Source organism: Achromobacter sp. UBA5777, assembly GCF_002418565.1.
In the GTDB taxonomy this organism is placed as follows: Bacteria; Pseudomonadota; Gammaproteobacteria; order Burkholderiales; family Burkholderiaceae_B; genus Achromobacter; species Achromobacter animicus.
On the sequence record NZ_DIEJ01000044.1, the window covers coordinates 1 to 23493 of the forward strand.

The following is a 23493-nucleotide window of genomic DNA, read 5'->3' on the forward strand; positions in this document are numbered from 1 at the left end:
GACACCGGGCTTGCACCCGTGTTGTCGGCGCGCGCCGCCTACGCCGCGCCCGAGATTCCCGTCTACCGCGCCACGCCGCCGCTGCCTGCCCTTGGGCCGCCGCTCGGGTCACGCGCCCCGCCTTCCCTGTCTTCCTGATCCGCCGCGCGCGCGCCTCACGCCGCGCACGGCAGCGAAGAGCGGGTACCCCGTAAACCAGCTTCATGGCGCCAGCGCAACGGCGCCCCCTGCACGGTCATCCCCTCTTCGCCCGCGCTTTGCCGACCGGCCTTCAGGCCGGCGGCAGATTCAGTCGAAGACAAAAGAAGAGGGGTCATCTTGACCATCGTTCGTACGCACGCGTGCCTTGGCACGACGCTGATCCTGGCCGCGTTCAACGCCGCCGCCCAAACCGCTCCCGCCACCCTCGCCCCCATCACCGTGGTCGGCGGATCCGAGACGGCGCTGACTACCGAGGCATCCACCGGCTCCAACCTGGGCCTCACGCCCATGCAGACGCCCGCCAGCGTCGACATCATTTCGCGGGAACAGATCGAGTCCCGCGGCGACGCCAGCGTGATCGAAGCCATCACCCGCGCGCCCGGTTTCTCGGCCGCGCCCCACCCCGGCAACGGCAATAGCGCCCTGTCGGTGCGCGGCTTTACCGACAGCACGTCGGTCATGCGCTTGTACGACGGACTGCGCCAGTATGGCGGCGTCGGCCTGACGTTTCCGTTCGACACATGGTCGGTCGAGCGCATCGAGGTGCTGCGCGGACCCGCGTCCGTCATCTATGGCGACGGCGCGATCGGCGGCGTCGTCAATGTGATTCCCAAGCGTCCCACCCGCGGGCCGATCCAGAACGAAGTGCAAGCCACGATCGGCACGCAGGATACGGCGCGGCTGGGACTGGGCAGCGGCGGCGCGCTGAGCGATACCTTGTCGTATCGCCTGGATGTCAGCGGCAACTACACGGACGGTTATGTCGACCGCGGGCAGTCGGGCGACGCGACGTTTTCGGGCGCGTTGCGCTGGGACCCCACGCCGGACCTGAACATGACGTTGAGTTACGCCTATGGCTACCAGCGCCCGATGCGGTACTTCGGCACCCCGATGATCAACGGCGAGCAGGACGACGCCGTGCGCAAGCAGAACTACAACGTCGCCGACAGCTTCATGCGCTTTCGCGACCAGTGGACACAGCTGGACACCGTCTGGACGCCGAACGACGCCACCACCGTGCGTGCGCGCCTCTATCACGTGCAGAGCGACCGCGACTGGCGCAACGCCGAGCGCTATGTGTACAACCCCTCGACCAGCCTGATCGACCGATCCGACAACACGCAGATCACGCATGACCAGACCCAGACCGGCCTGACCACGAGCGCCGTCTTCAAGGGCACGCTGGCCGGCCTGGACAACACGGTATCGGTGGGCTTCGACGTCAACCACGCCACGTTCAAGCACATCAACAACACGTACACGGGGAGTTCGGGGCCGGTGGATCCGTATGACCCGGATCACGGCCAATACCAGAGCGACGTGCCGTTCATTCCGCGTTACCGCAACAAGGCGGACCAGTTTGCCCTGTTCATGGAAGACCGCCTCGCGCTGACCAGCAAGTGGTCGATCATCGGCGGCCTGCGATACGACCACGCGAAGGTCACGCGCGACGATCTGGTCACCGATCAGCGCGCCTTGTCCAAGACGTTTTCCGACGTGGGCTGGCGCATCGGCACCGTGTACGACGTGACGCCCGATCTGGCCCTCTACGCGCAGTATGCCGAGGCCGCCGATCCGGTCAGCGGGCTGTTGATGATCAGCCCGTCCAACGCGTCGTTCGACCTGTCGCGCGGCAAGCAGATCGAGGTCGGCCTGAAGCAGAACTTCATGGACGGACGCGGCGAGTGGACGCTGGCGGCGTACGAAATCCGCAAGACCAATCTGCTGTCGCGCGATGCCGACGACCCGAGCCTGCGGGTGCAGGTGGGCGAACAATCGTCGCGCGGCCTGGAAACGTCGCTGTCGCTGGCGGTTGCGCCCGGCTGGACAATCGACGCCAATGCCACCGTGCTGCGGGCCAAGTACGACGATTTTTCCGAATCGGTGGGCGGCGCGGCCGTGTCGCGCGCGGGCAATGTCCCGCCCAACGTGCCGCAACGCCTGGCGAACCTGTGGCTGAGCTGGAACTTCCAGCCGGGCTGGACTGCGATGGGCGGGATGCGCTACGTGGGCAAGCGCTATGCGGACAGCGCCAATACCATCGAACTGCCGTCCTACACCACGACCGACCTGGCGCTGCGCTGGGACGTGAACAAGGACACCGCCATCACGGCCCGGGGCTTCAACATCTTTGACCGCGCGTACTTTACGACGGCCTACTACACCAACACGCAATGGATGTATGGGCCGAGCCGCCGGTTCGAGCTGACGTTGAACCACCGCTTCTGAGGCGGGCGCGAACATGGACGCCAAGGCGCGCCTGCGCAGGCTGACCTACCTGGCCCATCGCTGGCTGGGGGTCGGCGGCTGCCTGCTGATGCTGGTGTGGTTTCTCAGCGGCATCGTCATGCTGTATGTCGGCTACCCGAAGCTGACGCCCGAAGAGCGGTTTGCCAGCCTGCCTGTGCTGGCCGCCGATGCGTATCTTCCGTTAGACGCAGCGCAGCCCGGCGACGCGCTTGCCGTCCTGACGTCGGTGCGCGGCGAACCCACCTACATCATCCCAACCCCGGACGGCCCGCGCGCGTGGTCCGCGCGCACCGGCCGGCCTGACGACGTGGTGACCGCGGACATGGCCGTGGCCGCGGCCCGCGCGTTCTGGCCCTCGGGTACGGCCCGTCACGCGGGCCTGATCGACGAGGACCGCTGGACGCATTCGCGCGGGCTGGACCGCCATCGCCCCCTGCACAAGGTGCGCATGGAAGGAGACGCGGCGGGCACGCTGTATGTTTCGTCGGCAACGGGCGAAGTCGTGCTGGACGCGCCGATCGTGCAACAGCGCTGGAACTACGTCGGCGCGTGGCTGCACTGGCTGTACATGGTGCGCGACCGCTCCGTCGATCCGGTCTGGAGCTGGATGGTGATCGCGCTATCGGCCGTCTGCACCGTGCTGGCGATCAGCGGCACGGTCGTCGGCGTGTGGCGCTGGCGCTTTCGTGGACGCTACAAAACGGGCGCGCGCACGCCGTATCGCGAGGCCTGGATGCGCTGGCACCACATCATCGGCCTCGCCTTCAGCGCGTTTGTCTGCACGTGGATCTTCAGCGGGCTGATGTCCATGAATCCGGGCGGGCTGTTCGCCGGCGCCGATCCCGGCCCTGACCGGCAAGCCATGGCGGGCGCGCAACTCGCCGCGCCGATTGCGGATCCGCAGCCGGTGCTGCAGGCGCTACACGCCACGGGCTTTGAACCGGTTCAGCTCGAATGGCGGCGGATGTCAGGCCAGCCGTACGTGGTGGCGCGCGACGCGACGGCCGGTAGCCGCATCGTTCACCGGGTGGATGGCGCAATGACCGTGCAAACCTCGTGGCAGCCCGAGGCAGTCCTTGACGCCGCGCGCGCGCTGTTTCCCGGCGCGGCCGTTCGGGCGACCTTGCTCGATCATTACGATGCCTATTACTACGCGCGCCATGCCGAAGCGATGAACGGCGGCGCGCCGCGTGGCTTGCCAGTTCTGCGGCTGGATTTCGACACCCCGGCTGGCGACCGCGTCTACGTTGACCTGCGCACGGGCGAGGTAGCGCTGAGCCTGTCCCGCGCGCAGCGGGTCGGTCGCTGGCTCTTCTACTTCTTGCATAGCTGGGACACGCCGGCGCTGCTCAATGCCGGTGTGGGCCGGGACCTGGCGCTTATCCTGCTGAGCCTGGGCGGCCTGGCCGTGTCCGCCACGGGCATCGTGCTGGGCACGCGGCGGCTGGGCTGGTCGCGCGGCACGCCGGTAGAATCGCGCCATCCCCAACCACAAGGCACGAGATGACGCTCACTCCCGAACCCTATGCCCCCCGTCGCATCGCCCCGCTCGGCGTGTGGTGCGAGGCCGGCCATTCGATCAAGGCTTACGGCATTCATCGGGATTCGGAGCTGGCGGGTCCGATCCTGAAGGACGCGGTCACAGCATCGGTACGCGCCGCCGTGCGCGACGTGCTGAACGTACACGGCGGTGACCCTCGCGGCCATGGCTTGGGCTACTGCATAGCGCACGTGGGCGATGAAGCCGTGTGGCTGCTGGTGGACTGGTGGATCTCCGGCGGCATCGTGTGCCAGCGCATGCTGTCCGCGCCGTTGGCGCAACCGGACATGTTCACGCCAGTCACCGCACCAGCGCTGGCGTGCGTGTGGGAATTGGCCGTGATCGCGCATGAACGCGATGCCTGGGTGCGGCACATGCTTACCGAACAGCCAGATCCCGGCGCGTACCTGCAAGCGGTGCTGCCCGCCGGGCGGTATTGACGCGGCGATTGCGTCAGTCCGAGTGCGGTTGCGGCGGCGTGTCCATCGACCCGTCGACCTCGGAGACCGTCTCGCCCGGATAAGCGACGCGGGCAGCCGCGGCCGCCTCGTCACGCGTCGGATACGAACCGGGATCCTCCTGGACGCCCAGCAAGGCGATGCCGCGAAAGCCCCAGTGGCCGTCCGCGCGTTGAAAGACCTCAACGATCATTTTTCTTCCTCGTCGCGGTCCGGCGCGGGGCGCGTGTCGTTGCTGCCAGGCAGCGTGCCGCTTCGCGCCTCGGCTTCTTCCTGCGCCACGGCTTTATCGAAGCCCGGCTGGTCATGGCTGCGCGCGCGCGGCGGGTGGTCAACGTCGGGCACGCGCTCGGTCGTCGTGGCATGACCGGACGGGCGCAACGCGCCTTTATTGACGTCGGGCTGGCCAGGAATGGATTCTCGGGCGTTGTTGGATTTCGGTTGCGTCATGGAAAAGCTCCGGTGCATCAAGGTGATTGGCAGGCGAGCAAGTGCCGTTCCTGCACGCGTTGCCCTATGTCGAGGGCAAACGCTTCACGGCCCCTCGGCTAACGTGCGCAGGAACGCGGCGATATCTTTTGCGTCCTGCTCGCTGACGCCCAGGTCAGGCATGGCCGTGCCCGGTTTGACAGCAGGCGGGTTGCGCAGCCATCGCTCCATGTTGGCGGGCGTATTGGGCAAGACGCCCGCGATGTACGGCCGCTCGCCCATCTGACCCAGCGCCGGGCCCACGTAGTTCCACGCGCCAGGCACGCCCGGGATCGCATGGCACGTCACGCAAAGATATTGCTGCAGCGCATCGCGCCCGGCTCGTGCGTCTCCCACACGGGCCGCTGGCTGGGCGTTTGCCTGGGCCTTTTCCGCCGGTTGTCCCTCACCGCCACGCCGATAGTCGTCGGCGGACAGGCCCGGCAACACGCGCAGAAACGCCACCACGTCCCAGATCTCGTCGTCGGTCAGCCGATACTGCCACGCCGGCATGCCGGTCATCTTGATGCCCTGTCGCGTGACCCAGAAGATTTCAGCCGCCGTACGCGTGCGTGCGGTGGCCACGAGCGCGGCGGGTGCCGGGTTCAGCCCCAGCGCGTAGGGCTGCGGCGCCACCCCCGGCCCGCCGTGGCACTGGGCGCAGTGGGCGCGGTACAGAAGCGAACCATTCTGAATGCGTTCGGCGGTGTCCAATTCAGGCGGCGTGATCTCCGCTGACCGCATCTTCACGGCCCGCGTCAACGCGACATCCAGCAGGTGGTGCACCGGCGTGGTATGCGGCGACGTGGCGGTCACGTCATACATGCCGAAATACACCGCGGCGCCGCCAAGCGCGCCGGCGGTGGCGGCACCGGCAACGAGCGTGAGCGCGGCAGTGCGCTTCCAGCGCTTCATGGCGCCCCCGCTTTGCGGTCCGCGCGCCGCATCAGATAGGCGGCGATATCCTCGGCCTCGGCCTGTTGCAGGCCCATGTCGGGCATGGCCGTCCGGGGGTTCACGGCAGGCGGGTCCATCAGCCAGCGCACCAGATTTTCAGGGGTGTTGGGCAGCAGGCCGGCAACGTACGCCTGCCGCGCCATATTGCCCAGCGGCGGTCCGACGCGCGACGCCGGACCGCTGACGCCAGGCACGGTGTGACACGCGGTGCAGCCGTGCTCGGCAATCAGCCGGCGTCCCCGGTCGGGATCAGCCCGTTCGCGCAATCCGCCCGCCGCGTCCGCGGGAAAGAGTGGCGGCTTGTCTTCCTGACACGCGCCCAGCAGCAACATCGCGGCCAGGGCCGGTACCAGGCGGTTGGGTCGGGCTAACCGGCGCACTGCCGTCTCCTGAATCGCGCTGTCTGGCGCAGAACCTCGACGTGCCAGCAACTCCTGTGCCTGCGATTCGGGTCGCGCTCGCGGGCACGAAAGATGCTGACGTGGCCTCTCGCGGGCCGGCGGCCCGTTGGCCTCGTCGGCCCACGCGCGCCGGGTCATCCACTACAAGAACATGGCGAATATCCTTCTTATCGCGCTCGCCGCCGCATTGCCCTTTGCCGCATCGGCTCAACCCAGCGGCGAGGACGCCGCGCGCATCGCCGAGATCGGCTGGGTCCTTTACGTGGGTGCGGCGGCGATCTTCGTCGTAGTGGCCGCACTGCTGGCGCTCGCGATGTTCGGCCCGGTGACGGTGCGCCGCCGGCTTTCCCGGCCCGGGCTCATCGTGGGCGCGGGCATCGCGTTTCCCATCGTGGCGTTGACCGCCCTGCTGATCTACGTGCTGGCGCCTTCGCCATCGGCGGCCCGGGACGCTGCATCGTTTGCCGCGCGCATCGAAGTCACCGGCGAACTGTGGTGGTGGCGCGTGCGCTATCTGGATGCGTCCGGCGGCGTGATCTTCGAGACTGCCAACGAGATCCGCATCCCCACGGGCAAGCCGGTGCAGTTCCTGCTCAAGTCCGACAACGTGATCCACAGCTTCTGGATTCCCGAACTGGGCGGCAAACTCGACATGATCCCCGGCCGCGTGAACCGGATGCGCGCGCTGGCACGGACCCCGGGCAGGTTTCGCGGCCATTGCGCCGAGTACTGCGGCGCGCAACACGCGCAGATGCTGTTCGACGTGCAGGCGGTGGACGCCGAGGCCTTCGACGCCTGGGTGCAGGCGCAACGCCAGCCGGCATTCGCGCCCGACGCCGCGCTCAAACCGGCGGCCGAGCTATTCAATCAGGCCTGTGCGCAATGCCACACGGTGCGCGGAACTGAGGCGCGCGGCACGCTGGGACCGGACCTCACCCATGTGGGCAGCCGCCCGTCCCTTGCGGCGGGCATATTGCCGAACAACGTGGGCGCGATGGGCGGGTGGATCGCCGGCAGCCAGCAGATCAAGCCCGGCAATGGCATGCCGTCCTTTGACCGATGGCCGGGCGAGGACTTGCGCGCCGTGGCCCGTTACCTGGAAGGCCTGAAGTGACGCGCCAGACATCCCCGACCGAGCTTCCCAACGCGCTGCCGCGGCCCGAAGGCGAACTCGAGCAGCTTGAACGCGCCTGGAAGCGTCCCACGGGATGGCGCGCACTCACGGTCGTGAACAACACGTCCATCGGCCTGCTGTACATCGCCACCGCGCTGCTGTTCTTTATCCTGGCCGGCGTCCTGGGGCTGATGATGCGCACGCAGCTGGCTGCGCCGGACAGCAACCTGATCGGCCACGAACTCTATAACCAGCTCTTCACCATGCACGGCACGGTGATGATGTTTCTGTTCGCGGTGCCGGCCGTCGAAGCCGTGGCCGTGCTGCTGCTCCCCAACATGCTGGGCGCGCGCGACCTGCCGTTTCCACGGCTGTCGGCCTATGCCTACTGGGCTTACGCGATCGGCGGGCTGGTGTTCTTCTGCAGCATCTTCGTGGGGTTGGCGCCCGACGGCGGCTGGTTCATGTATCCGCCGCTGACCAGCACCCAGTACTCGCCCGCAGTGAACGCGGACCTGTGGCTGCTGGGCATCGGCTTCATCGAGATTTCGGCAATTGCCGGCGCCATCGAGTTGGCCATCGGCATCCTGCGCACGCGCGCGCCCGGCATGACGCTCGACAAGATCCCCGTGTTCGCCTGGGTAATGCTGGTGTTCTGCGGCATGGTGATCATCGCGTTTCCGGCGGTCATCGTGGCGACCGCCCTGCTGGAGCTGGAGCGCGCCTTCGACATGCCGTTCTTCATTGCGCAGCGCGGCGGCGATCCGTTGCTGTGGCAGCACCTGTTCTGGTTCTTCGGCCACCCGGAGGTCTACATCATCTTCCTGCCCGCCGCCGGCATGGTGTCGATGATGATTCCCGCGATGACCGGCACACCGCTTGTCGGCTATCGCCTGGTGGTGCTGGCGGTCGTGTCCACGGGATTTCTGAGCTTCGGGCTGTGGGTGCACCACATGTTCGCCACCGGCATTCCCCAGCTGTCGCTCAGCTTTGCATCGGCCGCGAGCATGGCGGTATCGGTCCCGACCGCCATCCAGATATTCGCCTGGATCGCCACCCTTGCCGCCGCCGTCCGGCTGCGCCCGCTCAAGACGCCGACGCTATTCATCCTGGGATTCTTCTTCGTGTTCGTGATCGGCGGGCTGACGGGTGTGATGGTGGCCGTGATTCCGTTCGACCTGCAGGCGCACGACACCTACTTCGTCGTTGCGCACCTGCATTACGTGCTGTTCGGCGGGATGGTGTTCCCGCTATTCGCGGCGTTCTACTACTGGACGCCCTTCATCAGCGCGCGGCGGTTGTCAGAGCGGCTGGGCCGCTGGGCCTTCTGGCTGATGTTCGTGGGCTTTAACGTCGCGTTCTTTCCGATGCACTTCACGGGGCTGGCCGGCATGCCGCGCCGCGTCTACACCTACGCCGAGAGCCAGGGCCTGGGACCGCTGAACCTGCTGTCGACCGTGGGCGCCTACCTGATCGCCGCCGGGGTGCTCGTCTTCCTGATCGACCTGGCGCGCAACTTCCGGCCGACGATCGACAACAATGCGGGCAACGTCTGGGACGCCGGCACGCTGGAGTGGCTGCCCAGCGGCAGCTACGGGCTGCGCAGCGTGCCTACGGTCACCAGCCGCGAGCCGTTGTGGGATCAGCCCGGCCTCGCGCGGCAGGTCACCGATGGCCAGCACTACCTGCCCAATTCGCCGGCTGGCCTGCGCACCACGCTGGTGACCAGCGCGCTGGACGCCCGGCCCGACTACGTGCTGCCGCTGCCGGGCCCCGCGTGGTCGCCGCTGCTGGCCGCCGTGGGCACTGCGGGATTCTTCCTGCTGCTGACCTTCAAGCTGATGCCGCTGGCGGCAGCGTTTGGTGTGCTGGCCGTCGTCTCGCTGTGGCGCTGGCTGTGGGACGCGGACACCGGTCCGGATTACCCGCCGGTGGAGATTGGCGGCGGCCTGCGGCTGCCCATGATGTGTTCGGGCAGCGCCTCGCATGCGTCGTGGGCGATGGTGCTGCTGCTGATCGTCTGCGCCAGCATCTTTGGCTCGTTGCTGTTCAGCTATCTGTTCCTATGGACCACGAATCCGCAGGCCTGGCCCGCCCCCCGCGCGCTGCCCTCGGCGGGGTGGCCAATGCTGTCGACCGTCATGTTGTTGGCGTCCGGCGCCCTTGCAGCGGCCGCCGGACGGTTGATGACGCAGGACCGGCAAGCCGCGCTGCGTTGGTGCGTCGCAGGCGCGGCGCTGTTGCTGACGGCAGCACCCGCGCTGGACCTGACCGCGCAATGGCAGGCGGGGCTCCGCCCCCAGACCTCTGCCTACACGGCAGCGACTTACGCCGTCGCGGGCCTGCAGGCGCTCTTCGGCGGGATCTCGGCCGTGACGGCCATCTTTACGATGGCGCGGTCGCTCGCCGGACGGCTTAGCCCCAAGCGCCGCGCGGCGTTCGACACCACCCGGGCGATGTTGTTCTACACCGTGGCGCAGGGGCTGATCGCGCTGGCGCTGCTGCACGCCTTTCCGCGGCTGACGGGGTAAGGCATGAAGACGCGCTTCTCGGTCGAACTGCTGTACCTCATCGCCGGCCCGCTGATCTGGCTGGTGCACTTTCTGTTCATCTACGTCGTCAACGCGCTGGCCTGCGCGCGGTCGGCGCTGACCGGCCTGTGGCTTGGACTGCCGGTGTCGTCGTGGATCATCGTGGCCGGTGGCGCGGCGGCATTGGCCGGAATGGCGCTGGCCGCGTGGCGCCAGCGTGCGCGGGTGCGGGCGCAGCATGCGCCGCCATTTCATGCCTGGCTTTGCGCCGCGCTGTGCGGGCTGTCGGCCGTGGCCGTCGTCTGGGAAACGCTGCCGGTATTCCTGATGGCGGCGTGTCTTTGAAACAATGCACGGCCGCCCGCTGCAGCGCTGGTGCTATTCCGCCCACTCCGGGTCACCCGTGAAGACCACCGTCAGCCAGCGATCGGGGCTGTCCGCGCCAAGCGCCTCCCCAATCTCATCACGCAGCCCATCCCACGCCTCGATGCCCCGCGCCGGCGTGTCGGCCGGCACGATGAAATACAACTCGATTTCCTGCGACCGGCCAACCTTTGCGACGTACGCGCGGTACGACGCGAAGCCATGGCGCTGCACAAAGGCCTGCGCCACCGAGTCCACGTGCTGTTTCAGGTCGGCCGGCGTGACCAGCAGCATCTCGGACAACGCCTGGCGGATGACCGACAACGGCAAGGGGATGATCACCGCGCACACCACGGCCAGCACGGCCGGGTCGATGTAGGGCGAAATCCATTCCCAGCGGGTGCCCTGCACGCCAAACCCGATGCAGAACGCCACCAGCAGCGCGGCCGTGATGCTGGCCGACATGATCCAGCCCTTCAGGTCCATATGCAGGAATGCCGACCGGATCCGCCGGTTGGCGCGCGCCTCGGCCAGCGCGATTGCCACGCAGGCGGTCAGCGTAAGCACGGCGTAAATGAGCGCCAGGCCAAACTCCAGATCGCGCCCGCCTTTGAGCAGACTGCTGATCGCGTTGATAAGCGCATAGATCGCCACACCGCTGAGCAATATGCCGTTCAGGGCGAGCACCATGGGTTCCAGATGCCAGAACCCCATCGTGAAGCGCTCTCGCAGCTTGCGCGGCAGTTGCCGGGACGTGGCGTAAGACGTGATGAGCCGCACGACCACCAGCGACAGCGCGCTCATGCTGGCGTCTACCAGCGAATAGACACCATCGAAGACGATGGAAAACGATCCCGAGGCCAAGCCAAAGCCGATACCGATGGCGGCGATGCACAGTGTGACCGCGATGGATATCCGCAACACGCCCTGCTCCGAGCGCAGGTCGAACAATGCCGTTCGTGAGGTCATGCTTCCTCCGTGGGGGACTGATCTGGCGACACGATAACCGTATAGATCTGCGGGCGGTGCATGGCTGGGTTCGACGGAACCCATGGGAGGCGGAAGATTCTTCTGGCGTTACCTACCAAACGTAGGATACGATTCGTAGGCTACGTTTGGTAGGTTAAATCTTCCGATCAAAGGAATTCGCCATGCATGCGCTCATCGTTGTTGCTCATCCCGACCCGGCGTCCCTGACGCACGCCATCGCCAAGCACGTCGCGAAAGGGGTTGCGCAGGCAGGCCCGCAGTCGGGGCCGCCGCATTCTTTCGAGGTGGCGGATCTGGCCGCTGAAGGCTTCGACCCGCGCTTCACCCAGGCTGACGTGGACCTGCACCTGACCCGTTCCAACCCGCCCGCGGACGTGACTGCCGAACACGCGCGCCTGGATCGCGCCGATGCGCTGGTGCTGGTGTATCCCGTCCATTGGTGGTCGTTTCCCGCCTTGATGAAGGGCTGGATCGACCGCGTCTTCACCAATGGCTGGGCCTACGACGCCCCTCCCGACGGCAAGGTCGTCAAACGCCTGCAGCGGCTGCAGGTGCATCTGGTCGCCAGCGGCGGCGCCGATATGCGCACCTATGCCCGGCACGGCTATTTCGGCGCGATGAAGACGCAAATTGATCACGGTATCTTCGGCTACTGCGGCGCGCGCGTGGCAACATCCGATCTGCTGGTGGCGTCCGACGCTGGATACCCCGAAGCGCACCTGACCGCCGCGCAGGCCATCGGCCAGCGGATCTTTGCCCCGCAGCCGTGAGTTTGACCTCGAAGAGACCCTTGATGACGTCCCCATCCGTCCCCTCTCCCCGCCGCCGTATGTCCAAGGACGCGCGGCAACGCCAGCTCATAGACGTGTCTTGGGCGCTGATCCGCGATGAAGGCACGGACGCGCTGACGCTGGGCCGGCTTGCTGAGCAGGCCGGCGTGTCCAAGCCGGTCGTCTATGACCACTTCGGCACCCGAAACGGGCTGCTGGCGGCGCTATATCAAGATTTCGACCAACGCCAGACCGCGATCATCGACGATGCCATCGCCGCCAGCAAATCCACGCTGCAAGACAAGGCAGACGTGATCGCGACCCGGTACGTGGAATGCGTGTCGGCGCAGGGGCGCGAAATCCCCGGCGTGCTGGCTGCGTTGAATGGCTCACCGGAACTGGCCGCGGTAAAGACGCAATATCAGCACGCGTTCATCAGGAAATGCCAGGACATCCTGGCGCCGTTCGCCGGCTCCCCGGGCGTTTCCTTGGCCAGTCTGTGGGGCATGCTGGGCGCGGCCGACGCGCTCTCGCAGGCGGCGGTCGCAAGCGAGATCACGCAGCAAGCCGCGCGGGACGAGTTGTTCCGGATCATTGTGGACATGGTGAAACACGCCCGCCCCCCGGACAAATAAGGTTTGGCCTGCCCTATTATTTTGTTGCGGTGACCACATGCGCCTGGATCTTTCCTGTGATCGCTCCGGCGCCATAGCGGTCGGCCAGGGCCTGCGCCGCCCTCTCCGTGGCGGTCAGCAGCAGGCTCGCGTCGCGCGCTTCAATTTCGTTGCGCAGGGGCGTGCCCTGGCAGTAGGCGGTTGCCGCTTCCTGGGCGGATGGCGCACGGCTGACTTCCTCATGCGTCTCGATCTCCACGTCGTCAAAGCCCGCCCCGCGCAGGTCATCCTGGATCCGTGCCTTGTCGTAGTAACCATGAGGCGTGCGAGCGATAAAGACCGGTGGGTTCTCCGGAAACATTTCAGCGACCGCCTGTGCGACAACGGCAGCGAATTCATTCTCTTCAACGCTGTCCCACACGCTGAAGACAAAGCGCCCGCCGGGCTGCAGCACCCGGCGCGCCTCGGCATAGGCGCCTATTCGGTCAGGAAAAAACATCGCGCCAAACTGGCAGCACACGACGTCAAAGGTTTCGTCTTCGAACGGCAGATGCATGGCATCCGCCTGCCGCCATTCGACATGACTGCCCTCCGCCTGGCGGGCGGCTGCGTAATCGAGCATGGGTTGATTGAGGTCAGTCGCCACATAGCGCGTCGCGGCGCCCAGGCGCGGCGCCAGCTCCCGTGTGACCGCGCCGCTGCCCGCCGCCGTCTCCAGCACCGCGTGCGGCGAAAAGCCTGCGACTCGCACCGCCATACCTGTCGCGTAGGGCGCGAAGATCATGGGGACCATCAGGGTGTCGTACAGCTTCGGAATCGAACCAGTAAATGCCTTGTCGATATCGGTCATGGTGCTACTCCTTGAACACGCCGGCAGCCATCAGCGCGCCGGCCTATGGAGAGTCGATTGTGCGAGCAAGATTGCCGCCCACGGCCTGCACGGCCTCGATCAAGTGTGCAGGATTGGGCTTGGCCGCAGTCACCGCGTCGATGCCTACCACGCCGTCGAACAAACCTGCCATGTGCAGCTTGGTTAAAAGGCTGCGAGACAGGCCGGTGGGCTTGTTGGTGCACACGACCAACGTGGCGCCCGCCGAGCGGAGCGTTTTCAAGGCCTCGATTGCCCCGGGGAACGGCCTAGTCTCATCCGCGATATGGTCACTGTAGTAGGCGATGAAGCCGCCAAACAACGCGGCCGCGCGCGCCGCCGGTTCGGGCTCGCCAGCGCTTCGCAGGCCGAATTCCAACAGCCACCGGGCGCCTCGGCTGACAAACGGCCGGCCCCGCTCATAGGGCAAGGGCCGATAGCCGTGCGCGATCAACACGGCATTCACCGATCCGATCAGGTCGGGGGCAGACTCGACCAGCGTTCCGTCGAGATCGAAAGCGATGGTGGCCCCTTCCAGGGCGAGGAGATCGGTCATGAGCGGCAGCTCCGCTTCGGGTCTGGCGGTCGACCTGACCCAAATACATAGCTTAGCGCTGAGCGGCCCCGCCCACACTAGCGGCGTATCCCTCGCCCACGCCAACCGACGCCCGCACGGGCGATTCAGGTGCTGAAGGCACGCCGCCTGATCCGCGGCGCGCCTTCAGCGAGCGTCGTTTTACTCGACCGACGCGCCCGATTTCTTCACGACTTCCCCCCAGCGCGGAATCTCGGTAGCCATCAGATCCCGCAGCTCATCCGGCGTGCTGCCGACCAGTTCCATGCCCATGGTCTTGCCCAGCTTCTCCTGCACGTCGGGCTCCTTCAGGATCAGGGCGATTTCGGCTGCAAGCTTGTCCAGGATGGGCTTGGGCGTGCCCTTGGGCGCGTACACCGCCTGCCAGGAGGCCATCTGGAAGCCCGGCACGCCGGCTTCCTGCATGGTCGGGACCTCCGGCGCGAGCGCGATGCGGTCCTTGGTGGTGACGGCCAGCAGCTTGAGCTTGCCGGTCTGCAGCAGCGGCAGCGCCGCGGTCATCTGGTCGAACATGAACGTCACCGCGCCGGACGACACGTCCACCATGGCGGGCGGCGTGCCCTTGTACGGCACGTGCGTGAGCGGCACGCCGATCATGCCGGCGAACAGCTCACCGGCCAGGTGCGTCGAGGTGCCGGCCCCCGAAGACGCGAACGTGCGCTTGGTGGGATCGCGCTTGAGCAGCGCGATCAGGTCGGCCACCGAGTTCACGCCCAGATTCGGGTCCACCAGCAGCACGTTGGGCAGGAAGGCAATCAGCGACACCGGTTCGAAGTCTTTAACCGGGTCGTACTTCAGGTTCTTGTACAGGCTGGCGTTGATGGCATGGGTGCTGATCGTGCCGCCGAACAGGGTGTAGCCGTCGGGCGGCGCCTTGGCGACGTAGGTGGCGCCGATGCCGCCGGCGGCGCCCGGCTTGTTTTCCACGACGACGTTCTGTTTCAGGCGGTCGCCCAGCTTCTGGGCCAGAACGCGGCCCACCACGTCGGTCGAACCGCCCACGGTGAACGGCACCACATAGGAAATCGGCTTTTGCGTGGGCCAGTCGGCGGCGCTGGCGGGCAACGCCAGCGTCCCGAAGACCGCGCCGGCCAGAAGCGCGGCAAGCGCGCCACGTCGTTGCGTGTTCATGAGTTGTCTCCTGCCTTGTTTTATAGGTATGTGTGGGGTGCCGGCAGCGCCGGCGGCAAGGCTCAGCGGCCCTGTTCTTTGCGCCAGGCGGCGAATTTGTCCTTCGTGCCCGGATCGGTGGGCGGGTACAGGCCCAGGATGGACGCGCCGCCTTGCACCTGGCTGGTCACGAAGTCCTCGAAGGCGGTCATCTCGACGGCTTCCAGGGCGATCTCGTCGGCCAGGTGCGCCGGAATCACCACCACGCCTTCCCGGTCGCCCACGACGATGTCGCCCGGCCACACGGCCACGTCGCCGCACCCGATGGGCGCATTGATGTCCAGCGCCTGATGCAACGTCAGGTTGGTGGGTGCGGACGGACGCTGGTGATAGGCGGGATAGCCCATCTCGGCAATTTCCGGCGAATCGCGGAAGCCCCCGTCGGTGACCACGCCCGCCACGCCGCGCTTCATCAGGCGGGTGACCAGAATGGAGCCTGCGGACGCGGCGCGCGCGTCCTTGCGGCTGTCGATGACGAAGACCGCGCCTTCCGGGCAGGTCTCAACCGCGGCGCGCTGCGGATGCGCACGGTCTTCGAACACCTTGATCGTGTTCAGGTCTTCGCGCGCGGGGATGTAGCGCAGCGTGAAGGCCGGGCCGACCATGTTGGGCAGGTTGGCGTTCAACGGGCGCACGTCCTGGATGAACTGGTTGCGCAGGCCACGTTTGAACAGGGCCGTGCACAGGGTGGCGGTGCTGACACCGGCCAGCCGGGCGCGGGTTTCGGGATTCATTTGGGACACGATGGCTCCGGGTATTTGATCGGATGTTCAGAAATGACGGGAATCAGAAGATGGCGGGCTCGGGCACGGGCGCGCCGAACTCCGTTTCCAGGAAATCGAGGTCGCAGCCGTCGTTGGCCTGCAGGATGTGCTTGGAATACATCCAGCCGTAACCACGCTCGTAGCGCTTGGGCGGCGGCGTCCAGGCGGCGCGGCGCGCGGCCAGTTCCTCGTCGCTGATGTTCAGGTTGATGGTGCGGGCGGGCACGTCCACGGTGATCGTGTCGCCGGTCTTGACCAGCGCCAGCGGGCCGCCGATATAGCTTTCGGGCGCGACGTGCAGGATGCAGGCGCCATAGCTCGTGCCGCTCATGCGCGCATCCGACAGGCGCAGCATGTCGCGCACGCCCTGCTTGACCAGCTTGGTGGGGATCGGCAGCATGCCCCACTCCGGCATGCCCGGACCGCCCTGCGGACCCGCGTTGCGCAGGATCATGATGTGGTCGGCGGTGACGTCCAGGTTCTCGTCCTCGACGGCGGCCTTCATGCTGGGATAGTCGTCAAAGACCAGCGCGGGGCCGGTGTGCCGCAGGTATTGCGGGGCGCACGCGCTGGGCTTGATGACGCAGCCGTCGGGCGCGATGTTGCCGCGCAGCACGGCCAACGCACCTTCGTCGTAGATCGCCTCGTCCAGCTTGCGGATCACGTCGTCGTTGTAGACCTCGGCACCCGCAATGTTCTCGCCCAGCGTCTTGCCGGTAACCGTCATGGCCGACAGGTCCAGGTGGTCGTTCTGCAACCGCGACATCAGCGCCGGCAGGCCGCCCGCGTAGTAGAAGTCTTCCATCAGATAGGTGTCGCCGCTGGGCCGGATGTTGGCGATGACGGGCACCTTGCGGCTGGCTGCGTCGAAGTCGTCCAGGCCCACGGCGCAGCCCGCCCGGCGCGACATGGCGACCAGGTGGATGATGGCGTTGGTGGAACAGCCCATCGCCATGGCGACGTTGATGGCGTTCTTGAAGGATGCGACGCTCAGGATGCGCTGCGGCGTCAGGTCATCCCAGACCATCTCGACCACGCGCCGGCCGCACTCCGCCGACATGCGCATATGGTTGACGTCAGCCGCCGGAATGGACGAGGCGCCGGGCAGCGTCATGCCAATGGCCTCGGCGATGGCGGTCATGGTGCTGGCGGTGCCCATCGTCATGCAGGTGCCGTAGCTGCGGGCGATGCCGCCCTCTACTTCCGTCCACTGTTCCTGCGTGATCTTGCCGGCGCGGCGTTCGTCCCAGAGCTTCCAGGCGTCTGACCCGGAGCCCAGGATCTTGCCCTTCCAGTTTCCGCGCAGCATGGGGCCGGCGGGCACGTAGACGCACGGCAGGCCGGCGCTGATGGCGCCCATGATGAGTCCGGGCGTGGTCTTGTCGCAGCCGCCCATCAGGACGGCCCCGTCCACCGGGTGGCTGCGCAACAGCTCCTCGGTCTCCATGGCCAGGAAGTTGCGGTAGAGCATGGTGGTCGGCTTGACGAAGGACTCCGACACGGAGATTGCGGGCAGCTCCACCGGAAAACCGCCCGCCTGGAACACACCGCGCTTCACGTCTTCGACGCGCTGCTTGAAATGGCTGTGACAGGGGTTCAGGTCGGACCAGGTGTTGATGATGGCAATGACGGGGCGACCGGCCCAATCGTCGGGGCCGTAGCCCATCTGCATCATGCGGGAACGGTGGCCGAAGGATCGCAGATCGTCCTTGGCCATCCAGGCAGCGCTGCGCAAGCTTTCGTAGGTGCGTTTCATGGGGATACGAGGGATGCGGAGTAAGAGTCAAAGCATTTAAACACTAATACATTAGTGCGTCAGCTAGGTGAAAACCCGCTACACTGCGGCATTCGCCATCCGCCCATTCCTGCGCGGAACCTCGACATGTTTACTCGATGCAAAGCCAGAAGCTCAGACTGGATCGCTCCCGCCACGCGGCCCCCCAGGTTTTCGAACACCTGCGGCGCCAGATCATTTCGCTCGAACTCGTACCTGGCGCACCGCTATCGCGCGTCACCCTGGCCGAATGCTACGGTCTGAGCCAGACGCCCATCCGCGATGCGCTCATGCGGCTGGCCGAGGAAGCCCTGGTCGAAATCTACCCGCAGCACACCACGGTGGTCAGCCGCGTCGACATCGCGGCCGCCCGGCAGGCGCATTTCCTGCGGCGCTCGCTGGAACTGGAAATCGTCCATGTGCTCGCGCAGAGGCCTGACCCGATGCTGCTCCAGCGCCTGCAGGCCTCCATCGACCTGCAGCGCGCCGCCCACGCCACCGGCGAATACCAGCAATTCATCAACGCGGACCAGGCGTTTCACCGCGACATGCACGAAGCCGCCGGCGTAGCCAGCCTGTGGGAAATGGCGCAGCGCTACAGCGGCCACCTGGATCGGCTGCGGCGGTTGCATCTGCCGGAAGCCGGCAAGGCGGAACGCATCCTGGACGATCATCAGCGGCTGGTGGACGCCATCGCCGCGCAGGATCCTGCCCGGGCGCAACAGGTGCTGCGCGAGCACCTGTCGGGCACGCTCAGCCAGGTGGCTGAAATCTGCAAGCGTTATCCGGAATATGTGGTGACCGATTAGCCGAGGGCGCGCTGCGGCTGAAGGATGAACCAACGGCCGATTGGCGGACGCCTGCTAGCGAACGCGGCGGCGTGCCGCTATCTCGGACTCAATCCAGCGGGTACCGCTGAATGACGGTCTTGCCGTTGCGTTCCGCAAGCGACAGCAAGGCGTCGCCGGTCTGGTCTAGGCCCAGCAGCCCGCGCTCCTGCTCGTGCGACAACTGGAATGGCCGCCACGACCTGCCCTTGTCGCGGCTGTAGAAATAGGTCTTCGTGTATTCGTTGCCCGAGAACAGCTGTTCGGCGTAGGTCTTGATGACCCACGCATTGCGCCCGAACCACGCCTGCCCGATCCACGACGCCGCGCCGCGCACGTCCGGCGAGCGTGATCGCTTCACCCAGGACATCCCGGTCTTGTCCAGTTGGTAGATGGTGTCGCCTTCGGTTTCGAAGACGGGTTGATCGCGCGTCAGCAGCGCATGGGCGTCCTGGGCGGGCACCCTGGCAACGTCCGGCGTAATGCGGAACGCGGGCGACGCGCCTTCCTGGAATTGCACTTCGAAGCGGCGCGTCTCGATCAATTCAGGCGCGTCCCGGCCTTCCGGCCGCACGCGGGTGCGCCAGCTCCAACCCACCGCGCGCGTGTCGTCCAGCGGGTAGAGCGACCAGCCATAGCCCAATTGCTCCGTGCCGTACGCCTTGCGATCCCGCTCCGCCAACTCGGCGAACTTGCGTTCGAACGCGGCCGAATCCGGCCACACCTGCTCTTTCAGCCGCGTCGCCGACCAGCGCTTGGCGCCGTCGCAGCTATGCAGCAGGCGCACGCCCGTCTCGTGGTTTTCCAGGGCAATGGCCAGCCGGTCGGTGAGAAAGGCCGTGTGCAATTGCGGCACGCCCAGCGTCACGTCGGGATCGTAGGTCCACGTCACGCCCAGGTCGTCGGAACGCAGCGCATCCCAGGCTGCGGGCTGGTCGCCTTCGCCCGGACTGCGCAGGGTGCTGGTGATCAGATACAGCGGCTCGCCGCCGGGCGCACCGATCAAGGTTACGCCGGTATCGCCGCTGATGGAGCCCAGTAGCTCGAATACGCCAGTGCCCCGTCCTCCGTAGATCAGGTTGCGCGTATCGGTGGTGGACCGGCCGGTCTGCAGCATGGTCAAGGCCAGATCGCCGTGGCCATGCGCCATGGCGGTGATGGCGCCGGTCTGGGCGAGCTGGATCCGCTGCTTTTGCAGCCTGTCTTTCAACGCCGGGATCTGCGTGTCCAGCACGGGCGCCTGCGCCAGGCCGTCAATGTCCTTGGCGGTGACCAGAAGCTGGCCGGTCAGCAATTGGCGTTCGCCGTAACGCTGGATGGCCACGCGCGAGTACGACGCCAGCGCCGGGCCGTTGAGTTCACCCACGACCTCGCTGCGCGGCAGCGGATCGCCCATCGGGATGATCTGGTAGATGCCGCGCGCCAGCACGGCGGCGGTGATGACCGCCAGGCCAGCGGCCACGAGTCTGATGGTCTTGGGTCCAGGCATGCCGGGCATAATGCCAGCCCCCCACGCCGCCAGCCACATTTATCGAACGGACGGAACTATAGCGCGTTGCGCCCGGTTCTCTATACTGGCGTAACGCATGCTCACGTCTTACCGGACGCGCGCCCCTGCCCCGACACCACGGAATCGCCCATGACCGCAAGGCCTCCTTCTGCCCTCCTCGCCCTGGCCCTGTTTGTCGGGGCGAGCGGCGGCCCGATGGCGCATGGCGCCGCCGCCAACGATCCGGCCTGGGTGCCGGTCGACCCGCAGACGATGCCGGGCGTGTTCTACGACAGCAACTCCATCCGCACCGTGTCCGAAAGCCCAACGGTTCGCGCGGTGACGGTGGCCTGGTTCTACGCGCAGCCGCGAATCTCCGAGGCCAATGGCCAATCCTACGGCTCGGTGACCCAGCCGGTGACGCTGAACTGCGCCGCCGACACCTATACCGTCACCCAGGTTCTGCACCACGCGGGCAACGACGCCACCGGGGCGATCGTGGAATCCATTCCGGTGGCGGGCATCCGCAACGCGCCCGTCACGCGCGACCCGGTGCAGCGGCGGCTGCGGGACCTGGTGTGCGCGGCAAACGGCAAAAGCGCACGCAAGTAGCGGGTCGCAAACGGGTAGCCACCCCGGGGCGCTACTGCCCGCGCCAGTAGCGGTACAACGCCCGGGCGCCGGCGTCCAGCAGGAACCCCAGCATGCCGATCATCAGCACCATCGCCATCAGTTCCGAATACGCCAGCCGGTCGCGGGTGTCCAGGATGAAGTACCCCATGCCGGCCGACACGCCCAGCATCTCGCACGGGACCAGCACAATCCACAGGATGCCGATCGCCAGCCGCACGCCGGTCAGGATGTGACCCATCACGCCAGGCAGGATGACGCTGCGCAGCGTCTCCCAGCGGGTCGCTGCCACGCTCTGCGCCAATTGCAGCCAGCGCGGATCAAGCTGCTGCACGCCGGCAGCCGTGTTCAGCACGATCGGCCAGACCGCCGCGAACGCCAGCAGGAAGTAGACGGGATCGTCCCCAACGCCAAACACCATGACCGCGATCGGCATCCACGACAGCGGCGAGATCATGCGCAGGAATTGCATGGCGGGCGACGCGGCCGCCTCCAGCCGTCGCCAGCTGCCGATCGCCAGACCCAGCGGCACGCCGATCGCCAAGGCCAGCCCCAAGCCCACCGCGATGCGCCGCAGGCTGACCAGGATGTGGTGCGGCAGGTCCGAGCCCGACAGCAATTCGCCCAGGCTGACGAAGGTGGGTCCGGGCGCGAAGCGCCGGGCCATGCCGCCCGCCGGCGCCAGGACTTCCGTGCCCAGCCACCACAGCGTCAACAGGAGCGCCAACCCGCCCAGGCCGAGCGCATAGCGCGCGCCCAGGCCCAGGCCAGCCGCCCTCGTGCGACGGGAAGGCACCGCCGCCTGCCGCTGCACCTCGGGCGGCGCCTGCGCCACGGACTCGCGCCCCGTCACGCCTGCACCAGCTCGGTTCGGCTGTAAGCGTCGGGAAAGCCGAAACGCGTCAGGCCACCGGCCGATTCGATTGCCCGCCGGACATAGCGATCGTCTACCAGTTCGGCCGCCGCACGCGCCGGATCCAGGTCAGCCAGAAATCCGCGGTCCGCCTCGATCAGCGTGTCGCGCAGCCGCCGCACCAGTTCCTCGGTGTAGCTGGGAAACGGATACGGCTGGAAGTCGATGCGGCGTTCGTCCCAATCGGCATGCCGGATCGCGCCGCTGGCCAGGTACTGCTCGCGGTCCTCGGGCGGCGGCGCCAGCACCTTGGACAACGCCGGCAGCGTGTGCGGGGTGTAGCGGTTGATGCCCTCCTTGGACAGCAGCCGCGCCGTTTCGGCACGGTTGTCGCGGATCCAGAGCTGCGCCTGCACGATGGCATCCACCACCTTCTGCGACCATTCCGGCCGCTGCGTGAGGTCCCGCTCGTGCATGAAGACGACGCAGCACGCATGGTTGCGCCAGATGTCGCCGGTGAAGCGCAGCACCTTGCCCACGCCCAGGGTCTCGGCGGCTGCGTTGAACGGCTCGGCCACGATGTAGCCCGCAATGCGCTGCTGCGCCAAAGCGGGCGGCATGTCCGCGGGCGCCATGACGACGAGGTTCACTTCGTTGGCGGCCGGCGCGCCGTCCTTGCGCGCCACCGGCGTCAGGCCGTTTTCACGCAGCAGGTACTGCAGCATGACGTTGTGGATGGAATACCAGAACGGGATTGCCACCGTCTTGCCGCCCAGTTCCTTCACGCTGTTGACGGCGGGCGCCACGGTCAGCCCCGATCCACCGACGTGATTCCAGGCCACCACCTTCGCGGGCACCTTGCTGCCAAAGCGCGCCCACACCGTCATCGGCGACAGCAGATGCACCACGTTCACCTGACCCGAGATGAAGGCTTCGATCACCTGCGCCCAACTGCGCAGCAGCACGGGCTTTTCGGCCTTGACGCCCGCCTTGTCGAACAAGCCATTGTTGTGCGCCACAAGCAGCGGCGCGGCGTCGGTGATGGGCAGGTAGCCGATGCGCACGGGCGCGTCGGGCTCGGATTGCGCCCGGGCATTGAAGGCCGACAGCAAAGATGCGGCGCCGCCGGCGGTCAGCAGGGCCGAGAGTTTCAACCAGTCGCGACGCGACATGTGTTCAAGGCACATCAGAAAGCTCCTAGCGAGGTGGGTCAGGCGGGCACGGCAGCGCCGCGCGAGGTTCGCAGCGCAGCGCGCAGGCGAGTCAGGATCTCCAGGCGCAGCGCGCCCATTTCCGGCAACAGATCGGCGCGCGGCTGGGGCAGGTCCACCTGCCACACGCCCAGGATGCGCCCGGGCGTGCCGCCCAGCAGCACGATGCGGTCGGCCAGCAGCAGCGCTTCGTCGATGTCGTGCGTGATCAGGACGGCCGCGGTCTGGAAGTCGGCGACCACCTTGCGCAGCAGTTCCTGCATGTCGCCGCGCGTGACCTCGTCCAGTGCGCCAAAGGGTTCGTCCAGCAGCAGCACCGACGGCTGGCGCGCCAGGCATCGCGCCAGCGCCGTGCGCTGCGCCATGCCGCCCGACAATTGCGCCGGACGCAGATGCCGCGCATGCGCCAGTCCCACTTCGTCGATGGCCTGCGCCACGCGCGCGCGGCGCTGCGCATCTGTCAGCACCGGCTGATGCTTGAAATCCAGTCCGAAAGCGACATTGCGTTCCAGCGACAGCCAGGGCAAGAGGCTCGGATCCTGAAACGCCACCGCCACGCGCGGGTGCACACCGGTGAGCGGCGCGCCTTCCATCAGCAGCGTCCCGGCGGTGGCGGGCTGCAGGCCGGCCAGGACGCGCAGCAGGCTGGATTTGC

The 23493-nt window shown here is 67.0% G+C and carries 24 protein-coding genes; 10 read left to right on the forward strand and 14 right to left on the reverse strand.

Annotated features, from left to right (window positions below; translation table 11 throughout):
* The first annotated feature begins 318 nt into the window (after positions 1-318).
* The 3 genes from B3446_RS02895 to B3446_RS02905 are packed head-to-tail and all read left to right on the forward strand — an operon-like array spanning position 319 to position 4431.
* Positions 319-2430 (forward strand): TonB-dependent receptor, encoded by a 2112-nt coding sequence (locus tag B3446_RS02895; protein WP_409558287.1) that lies wholly within the window; start codon positions 319-321, stop codon positions 2428-2430.
* 13 nt (positions 2431-2443) lie between these two features.
* Positions 2444-3958, forward strand: coding sequence for a PepSY-associated TM helix domain-containing protein (locus B3446_RS02900; RefSeq protein WP_291377253.1), 1515 nt, complete (start codon positions 2444-2446; stop codon positions 3956-3958).
* Positions 3955-4431, forward strand: coding sequence for a hypothetical protein (locus B3446_RS02905; RefSeq protein ID WP_291377254.1), 477 nt, complete (start codon positions 3955-3957; stop codon positions 4429-4431). Before B3446_RS02900 ends, B3446_RS02905 begins: the two co-directional genes overlap by 4 nt.
* 13 nt (positions 4432-4444) lie before the next feature.
* On the opposite strand, the gene B3446_RS02910 is transcribed toward B3446_RS02905, so the two are convergent.
* The 4 genes from B3446_RS02910 to B3446_RS02925 all read right to left on the reverse strand — a co-directional run bounded on the left by B3446_RS02910 (position 4445) and on the right by B3446_RS02925 (position 6254).
* Complete coding sequence (locus tag B3446_RS02910; protein ID WP_291377255.1) at positions 4445-4642, reverse strand: hypothetical protein; 198 nt, start codon at positions 4640-4642, stop codon at positions 4445-4447.
* Entirely contained in the window at positions 4639-4899 is a 261-nt protein-coding gene (locus B3446_RS02915) for a hypothetical protein (protein WP_191577442.1), read from the reverse strand. Before B3446_RS02915 ends, B3446_RS02910 begins: the two co-directional genes overlap by 4 nt.
* An 84-nt stretch (positions 4900-4983) precedes the next feature.
* Positions 4984-5832 carry a c-type cytochrome gene (locus B3446_RS02920; protein WP_291377256.1) on the reverse strand — a complete coding sequence of 283 codons (849 nt, stop codon included), beginning with the start codon at positions 5830-5832 and terminating at the stop codon, positions 4984-4986.
* A complete protein-coding gene (locus tag B3446_RS02925; RefSeq protein WP_224776845.1) occupies positions 5829-6254 on the reverse strand; it encodes a c-type cytochrome in 426 nt (141 codons plus the stop codon). The genes B3446_RS02920 and B3446_RS02925 overlap by 4 nt, the downstream gene beginning before the upstream one ends.
* A gap of 172 nt (positions 6255-6426) precedes the next feature.
* On the opposite strand from B3446_RS02925, the gene B3446_RS02930 reads away from it, so the two are divergent.
* The 3 genes from B3446_RS02930 to B3446_RS02940 are packed head-to-tail and all read left to right on the forward strand — an operon-like array spanning position 6427 to position 10265.
* Positions 6427-7389: a cytochrome c oxidase subunit II gene (locus tag B3446_RS02930; protein ID WP_291377257.1), complete on the forward strand. Its 963-nt coding sequence runs from the start codon at positions 6427-6429 to the stop codon at positions 7387-7389.
* Positions 7386-9920: a cbb3-type cytochrome c oxidase subunit I gene (locus B3446_RS02935; RefSeq protein WP_291377258.1), complete on the forward strand. Its 2535-nt coding sequence runs from the start codon at positions 7386-7388 to the stop codon at positions 9918-9920. Before B3446_RS02930 ends, B3446_RS02935 begins: the two co-directional genes overlap by 4 nt.
* A gap of 3 nt (positions 9921-9923) precedes the next feature.
* Positions 9924-10265: a hypothetical protein gene (locus B3446_RS02940; protein WP_191577446.1), complete on the forward strand. Its 342-nt coding sequence runs from the start codon at positions 9924-9926 to the stop codon at positions 10263-10265.
* Positions 10266-10298: 33 nt separating this feature from the next.
* Here the strand turns inward: B3446_RS02940 and B3446_RS02945 are convergent, their stop codons facing one another.
* Entirely contained in the window at positions 10299-11252 is a 954-nt protein-coding gene (locus tag B3446_RS02945) for a cation diffusion facilitator family transporter (RefSeq protein WP_291377259.1), read from the reverse strand.
* 182 nt (positions 11253-11434) lie between these two features.
* Between B3446_RS02945 and B3446_RS02950 the strand changes: the two genes are divergently transcribed.
* The gene (locus tag B3446_RS02950) at positions 11435-12043 is read left to right on the forward strand and encodes an NAD(P)H-dependent oxidoreductase (protein WP_291377260.1); all 609 of its coding nucleotides are present in this window, start codon (positions 11435-11437) and stop codon (positions 12041-12043) included.
* A gap of 23 nt (positions 12044-12066) precedes the next feature.
* Complete coding sequence (locus B3446_RS02955; protein ID WP_291377261.1) at positions 12067-12678, forward strand: TetR/AcrR family transcriptional regulator; 612 nt, start codon at positions 12067-12069, stop codon at positions 12676-12678.
* 16 nt (positions 12679-12694) lie between these two features.
* Here B3446_RS02955 and B3446_RS02960 read toward each other — a convergent pair whose 3' ends face one another.
* From B3446_RS02960 to araD, 5 genes are all read right to left on the reverse strand, one after another.
* The gene (locus B3446_RS02960) at positions 12695-13507 is read right to left on the reverse strand and encodes a class I SAM-dependent methyltransferase (RefSeq protein ID WP_291377262.1); all 813 of its coding nucleotides are present in this window, start codon (positions 13505-13507) and stop codon (positions 12695-12697) included.
* Between the two features lie 43 nt (positions 13508-13550).
* A complete protein-coding gene (locus B3446_RS02965; protein WP_291377263.1) occupies positions 13551-14081 on the reverse strand; it encodes an HAD family hydrolase in 531 nt (176 codons plus the stop codon).
* Positions 14082-14261: 180 nt separating this feature from the next.
* Positions 14262-15251 carry a Bug family tripartite tricarboxylate transporter substrate binding protein gene (locus B3446_RS02970; RefSeq protein ID WP_291377264.1) on the reverse strand — a complete coding sequence of 330 codons (990 nt, stop codon included), beginning with the start codon at positions 15249-15251 and terminating at the stop codon, positions 14262-14264.
* Between the two features lie 62 nt (positions 15252-15313).
* Positions 15314-16024: a ribonuclease activity regulator RraA gene (locus B3446_RS02975; protein WP_291377269.1), complete on the reverse strand. Its 711-nt coding sequence runs from the start codon at positions 16022-16024 to the stop codon at positions 15314-15316.
* A 52-nt stretch (positions 16025-16076) separates the two neighbouring features.
* The gene (araD, locus tag B3446_RS02980) at positions 16077-17810 is read right to left on the reverse strand and encodes an L-arabinonate dehydratase (RefSeq protein ID WP_191577453.1); all 1734 of its coding nucleotides are present in this window, start codon (positions 17808-17810) and stop codon (positions 16077-16079) included.
* A 137-nt stretch (positions 17811-17947) separates the two neighbouring features.
* On the opposite strand from araD, the gene B3446_RS02985 reads away from it, so the two are divergent.
* Entirely contained in the window at positions 17948-18637 is a 690-nt protein-coding gene (locus B3446_RS02985; RefSeq protein ID WP_291377265.1) for a GntR family transcriptional regulator, read from the forward strand.
* A gap of 88 nt (positions 18638-18725) precedes the next feature.
* On the opposite strand, the gene B3446_RS02990 is transcribed toward B3446_RS02985, so the two are convergent.
* Positions 18726-20144, reverse strand: coding sequence for a hypothetical protein (locus B3446_RS02990; protein WP_291377266.1), 1419 nt, complete (start codon positions 20142-20144; stop codon positions 18726-18728).
* A gap of 150 nt (positions 20145-20294) precedes the next feature.
* Between B3446_RS02990 and B3446_RS02995 the strand changes: the two genes are divergently transcribed.
* On the forward strand, positions 20295-20756 hold the full coding sequence (locus B3446_RS02995) for a surface-adhesin E family protein (RefSeq protein WP_175121317.1): 462 nt from the start codon (positions 20295-20297) through the stop codon (positions 20754-20756).
* A 31-nt stretch (positions 20757-20787) separates the two neighbouring features.
* Here B3446_RS02995 and B3446_RS03000 read toward each other — a convergent pair whose 3' ends face one another.
* The 3 genes from B3446_RS03000 to B3446_RS03010 form a co-directional block, all read right to left on the reverse strand.
* Entirely contained in the window at positions 20788-21627 is an 840-nt protein-coding gene (locus tag B3446_RS03000) for an ABC transporter permease (protein WP_409558286.1), read from the reverse strand.
* Positions 21624-22814, reverse strand: coding sequence for an ABC transporter substrate-binding protein (locus B3446_RS03005; protein WP_175183628.1), 1191 nt, complete (start codon positions 22812-22814; stop codon positions 21624-21626). The genes B3446_RS03000 and B3446_RS03005 overlap by 4 nt, the downstream gene beginning before the upstream one ends.
* Positions 22815-22837: 23 nt before the next feature.
* The coding region (locus B3446_RS03010) for an ABC transporter ATP-binding protein (RefSeq protein ID WP_291377267.1) at positions 22838-23493 on the reverse strand (656 nt) is incomplete at its 5' end.

Coding starts and splice junctions, on each gene's coding strand:
- B3446_RS02900 (WP_291377253.1), top strand. CDS start 2,444: ATGGACGCCAAGGCGCGCCTGCGCAGGCTGACCTACCTGGCCCATCGC.
- B3446_RS02905 (WP_291377254.1), top strand. CDS start 3,955: ATGACGCTCACTCCCGAACCCTATGCCCCCCGTCGCATCGCCCCGCTC.
- B3446_RS02910 (WP_291377255.1), bottom strand. CDS start 4,642: ATGATCGTTGAGGTCTTTCAACGCGCGGACGGCCACTGGGGCTTTCGC.
- B3446_RS02915 (WP_191577442.1), bottom strand. CDS start 4,899: ATGACGCAACCGAAATCCAACAACGCCCGAGAATCCATTCCTGGCCAG.
- B3446_RS02920 (WP_291377256.1), bottom strand. CDS start 5,832: ATGAAGCGCTGGAAGCGCACTGCCGCGCTCACGCTCGTTGCCGGTGCC.
- B3446_RS02930 (WP_291377257.1), top strand. CDS start 6,427: ATGGCGAATATCCTTCTTATCGCGCTCGCCGCCGCATTGCCCTTTGCC.
- B3446_RS02940 (WP_191577446.1), top strand. CDS start 9,924: ATGAAGACGCGCTTCTCGGTCGAACTGCTGTACCTCATCGCCGGCCCG.
- B3446_RS02945 (WP_291377259.1), bottom strand. CDS start 11,252: ATGACCTCACGAACGGCATTGTTCGACCTGCGCTCGGAGCAGGGCGTG.
- B3446_RS02950 (WP_291377260.1), top strand. CDS start 11,435: ATGCATGCGCTCATCGTTGTTGCTCATCCCGACCCGGCGTCCCTGACG.
- B3446_RS02955 (WP_291377261.1), top strand. CDS start 12,067: ATGACGTCCCCATCCGTCCCCTCTCCCCGCCGCCGTATGTCCAAGGAC.
- B3446_RS02960 (WP_291377262.1), bottom strand. CDS start 13,507: ATGACCGATATCGACAAGGCATTTACTGGTTCGATTCCGAAGCTGTAC.
- B3446_RS02965 (WP_291377263.1), bottom strand. CDS start 14,081: ATGACCGATCTCCTCGCCCTGGAAGGGGCCACCATCGCTTTCGATCTC.
- B3446_RS02970 (WP_291377264.1), bottom strand. CDS start 15,251: ATGAACACGCAACGACGTGGCGCGCTTGCCGCGCTTCTGGCCGGCGCG.
- B3446_RS02975 (WP_291377269.1), bottom strand. CDS start 16,024: ATGAATCCCGAAACCCGCGCCCGGCTGGCCGGTGTCAGCACCGCCACC.
- araD (WP_191577453.1), bottom strand. CDS start 17,810: ATGAAACGCACCTACGAAAGCTTGCGCAGCGCTGCCTGGATGGCCAAG.
- B3446_RS02985 (WP_291377265.1), top strand. CDS start 17,948: ATGCAAAGCCAGAAGCTCAGACTGGATCGCTCCCGCCACGCGGCCCCC.
- B3446_RS02990 (WP_291377266.1), bottom strand. CDS start 20,144: ATGCCTGGACCCAAGACCATCAGACTCGTGGCCGCTGGCCTGGCGGTC.
- B3446_RS02995 (WP_175121317.1), top strand. CDS start 20,295: ATGACCGCAAGGCCTCCTTCTGCCCTCCTCGCCCTGGCCCTGTTTGTC.
- B3446_RS03005 (WP_175183628.1), bottom strand. CDS start 22,814: ATGTGCCTTGAACACATGTCGCGTCGCGACTGGTTGAAACTCTCGGCC.